Raw genomic sequence first — 3,297 nt, forward strand, 5'->3', positions numbered from 1 at the left:
CGCCCGTCCCGGGCCGGCGCGAGCGGGAGCCGCCCTCCGGTCACGGTGCGCGGTCCAGGCACCGGCCGGACGACCACGAAGGCCCCGAGCAGGCCCGCGATCACCCGCACCCACAGGAGCAGGGCCGCCGGGCCGCGCACCTCGAGGACGGTGAGGGGCCCGGCGGTCGGAGCCGTCGTGACTCGTGTCTCGATCTGATCTTGCACATGCGGACCATAACGGGCTAATCGGACATCCGGCTATGACCTTGGTCACAGACGGACGGGGCTACCTCAGTCGACGACGACCGAGGCCCGCAGCCGGCCGGCCGTCTGCGCCAGCTCACGAGCCGCCGCACGGATGTCGTCGATCTCCCCGGTGGTCCGCCGCGTCGACTCCCCCACGCCCTCGAGGGTCAGGCTGATCGCCCGTCCGCCGTCGGCCACCTGAGCGATGCTCTGGGCCATCGCCGAGGTGGTCGCCGTCTGCTCCTCGACAGCCCCCGCGATGGTGGCCTGGTAGTCGTTGATCCGGCCGACGATCTCGCTGATCAGCGCGATCTCCTCGGCCGAGCGCAGCACCGCGGCCTGGATCGACTCGACCTGCGAGGAGATGTCCCCCGTGGCCCGGGCCGTCTCCTGGGCGAGGTCCTTGACCTCCCCGGCCACGACCGCGAAGCCCTTGCCTGCGTCCCCGGCCCGAGCAGCCTCGATCGTGGCGTTGAGGGCCAGCAGGTTGGTCTGCTCGGCGATCGAGGTGATGACCTTGACGACGCTGCCGATCTCGGCCGAGGACTCCCCCAGCGCCCCGACCGTGCGGTTCGTGGCCTCGGCCGCAGCCACGGCCTCGGCGGCGATCTTCGCCACCGCGTTGGCGTTCTGGGCGATCTCCCCGATCGAGGCCCCCATCTGGTGGGTGCCCGCCGCGACGGTGTCGATGCCGATGCTGACCTCGGCGGCCGTCCCCGCGACCGAGGTCGTCTGCTCGGAGGTCCCGTGCGCGGCGGCGGCGATCTGGTCACTGCTCTCGACCAGCCGCGTGGCCGACCGGTCCAGCTCGGCCACCGCGCTCGAGACGTCGGCCGCGACGGCCGCCGAGCGGTCCAGCGTCCCGTTGAGGGCCCCCGCGAGGCGCTCGAGCTCGGTACGGCCCGCTCCCTCGGGGAGGCGGGTCGCGACGTCGCCGCTCATGAGCAGGTCGGTCGCCTGGCCCAGGGGCCGCACGATGCTCCGGCCGACCACGTAGCTCAGGCCTCCGACGAGGACCAGGATGCCCAGGCCGCTGAGCGCCACCTGGAGCACGTCCCCCATGGCCACGCCGACGACGTCGTCCACGTAGATGCCCGAGCCGATCACCCAGCCCCAGGGCTCGTAGCCCGTGACGTAGGAGATCTTGGGCTGCGGCGCGTCGACGCCCGGCTTGGGCCACTGGTAGGGCACGAAGCCTGCGCCCTCCGTCTCGACGACCTCGACGAACTCCACGAAGAGGAGCGTGCCGTCGGGGTCGGCGTTGGTGGACAGGTCCTCCCCATCGAGCTCGGGCTTGATCGGGTGCATGACCATGGTCGGGCCCATGTCGTTGATCCAGAAGTACTCCTCGCCCGAGTACCGCATGCCGTTGACCGCGGCCATCGCGGCCTGCTGGGCCTGCTCCCGGGTCATGCGGCCGGCCTGCTCCTCGGCGCCGAAGTACGTGATCACGCCCAGCGCGGTCTCGACCACCTGCCGGGTCGCGTCCTGCCGCTCGGCCATGATCCGGTCGTAGACCTGCGTCGAGGCGATCACGACCAGTCCGACGAGCCCGACGGCGAAGACCACGACGATCGCGACCAGTCGGTGGGTGATGGAGAAGGACGAGATGCGGCGCATGCGGACTCCGGGGGGTGAGTACGGGACGAAGGTCCTGTACGCCTTCGTCGCAGGCCACTTCGGCCACGGGCCGCCGCTGCTGAGAGGTCGGTAGGGATGATCTTCATGCCCGCCGCCCTACTGGCCCCGCTGGCTCCGCCCCCCGGTCAGAGCAGACGACGCGCCGCGGCCCACCGCGTCAGCTCGTGCCTCGAGGAGAGCTGGAGCTTGCGGAGCACGGCCGAGACGTGGGTCTCGACCGTCTTGATCGAGATGAACAGCTCCCCCGCGACCTCGCGGTAGCTGTACCCCCGCGCGATGAGCCGCATGACCTCACGCTCGCGGGCCGAGAGACGATCGAGCTCGTCGTCCCCCGTGGCGACGTCCCCGGCCGCCGCACCGAAGGCGTCGAGCACGAAGCCCGCGAGACGTGGGGAGAACACCGCGTCCCCTCCCGCGACCCGCCGGACCGCGTCGGACAGGTCGGGCCCGGTGATCGCCTTGGTCACGTAGCCACGAGCCCCCGCTCGAATCACGGCGACGACGTCCTCGGCCGAGTCGGAGACCGACAGCGCGAGGAAGCGCGTCGTGGTCAGGAGGTCGGCGCAGGCCGTGATGACCTCGGCCCCGCCACCGCCGGACCCCCCGGGCAGGTGGACGTCCAGGACGACGACGGGCGGCTGCAGGGCACGGACCAGGGTGATCGCGGCATCCACGTCGTCGGCCTCACCCAGGACGTCGATCGAGTCGTCGAGGGAGGCTCGCACCCCCGCCCGGAACATGAGGTGGTCGTCGACCAGGACGACGTCCACGCGGTCCTCGCTCATCGTTGCTCTCCCTCGTCCAGGTCGGTCGGCAGGCACAGGTGCACCTCGGTGCCCCGGTCCGGCCGACTGGTCACGCTGGCCGTCCCGCCACGACGGCGGACCCGACCGATGATCGACTCACGGACCCCGAACCTGTCGACCGGGACGTCGGCCAGGTCGAAGCCGTCCCCATGGTCCCGCACGAAGACCTCGACCTGCCCGTCCCCCACCTCGAGGTAGAGGGAGACAGGGGGACGCCCGTGCACGACGGCGTTGATCAGGGCCTCACGGGTGGCCTGGAGCAGGGCGGCGGTACCCGCGTCCGGGACGAGGTCGCCGACGACGACGGTCTCGACCGGCACGGCCCGGGAGTCCTCGACCTCGCCGACGAGCTCGCGCAGCTCGGCCGCGAGCGAGGTGCCCGGCACCGTCCGGTCGTCGTAGAGCCAGGAGCGCAGCTCACGCTCCTGGGCGCGGGCCAGCCGGGCGACGTCGTCAGGGTCGGTCGCGCGGGCCCGGATCAGGGCGAGTGTCTGCAGCACCGAGTCGTGCAGGTGGGCGGCGATGTCCGCCCGCTCGGACTCGCGGGCGCGGGCAGCCCGCTCGGCGCCCAGCTCCCTGACCAGGCGCAACCACCACGGCGCCAGTACGAGGGCCGCCCCAAG

The 3,297-nt window shown here is 72.2% G+C and carries 4 protein-coding genes; all 4 read right to left on the reverse strand.

Annotation, left to right across the window (positions count from 1 at the left end; translation table 11 throughout):
* Nucleotides 1–206 (reverse strand): hypothetical protein (locus L0B03_RS15665; RefSeq protein ID WP_250447517.1); only part of this gene is annotated, 206 nt, incomplete at its 3' end.
* 66 nt (nt 207–272) lie between these two features.
* Nucleotides 273–1,847 carry a methyl-accepting chemotaxis protein gene (locus L0B03_RS15670; protein WP_250447520.1) on the reverse strand — a complete coding sequence of 525 codons (1,575 nt, stop codon included), beginning with the start codon at nt 1,845–1,847 and terminating at the stop codon, nt 273–275.
* Nucleotides 1,848–1,993: 146 nt separating this feature from the next.
* Complete coding sequence (locus L0B03_RS15675) at nt 1,994–2,653, reverse strand: response regulator transcription factor (RefSeq protein WP_250447523.1); 660 nt, start codon at nt 2,651–2,653, stop codon at nt 1,994–1,996.
* Nucleotides 2,650–3,297, reverse strand: a 648-nt coding sequence (locus tag L0B03_RS15680; RefSeq protein ID WP_250447527.1) for a sensor histidine kinase, incomplete at its 5' end; no start/stop codon positions are given. The genes L0B03_RS15675 and L0B03_RS15680, both read right to left, overlap by 4 nt.

It is taken from the genome of Actinotalea sp. C106 (genome assembly GCF_023630195.1).
Lineage (GTDB): Bacteria > Actinomycetota > Actinomycetes > Actinomycetales > Cellulomonadaceae > Actinotalea.

What these genes read in the sequence shown, in the direction of transcription:
- L0B03_RS15675 (WP_250447523.1), bottom strand. Translation starts at nt 2,653, where the DNA reads ATGAGCGAGGACCGCGTGGACGTCGTCCTGGTCGACGACCACCTCATG.
- L0B03_RS15670 (WP_250447520.1), bottom strand. Translation starts at nt 1,847, where the DNA reads ATGCGCCGCATCTCGTCCTTCTCCATCACCCACCGACTGGTCGCGATC.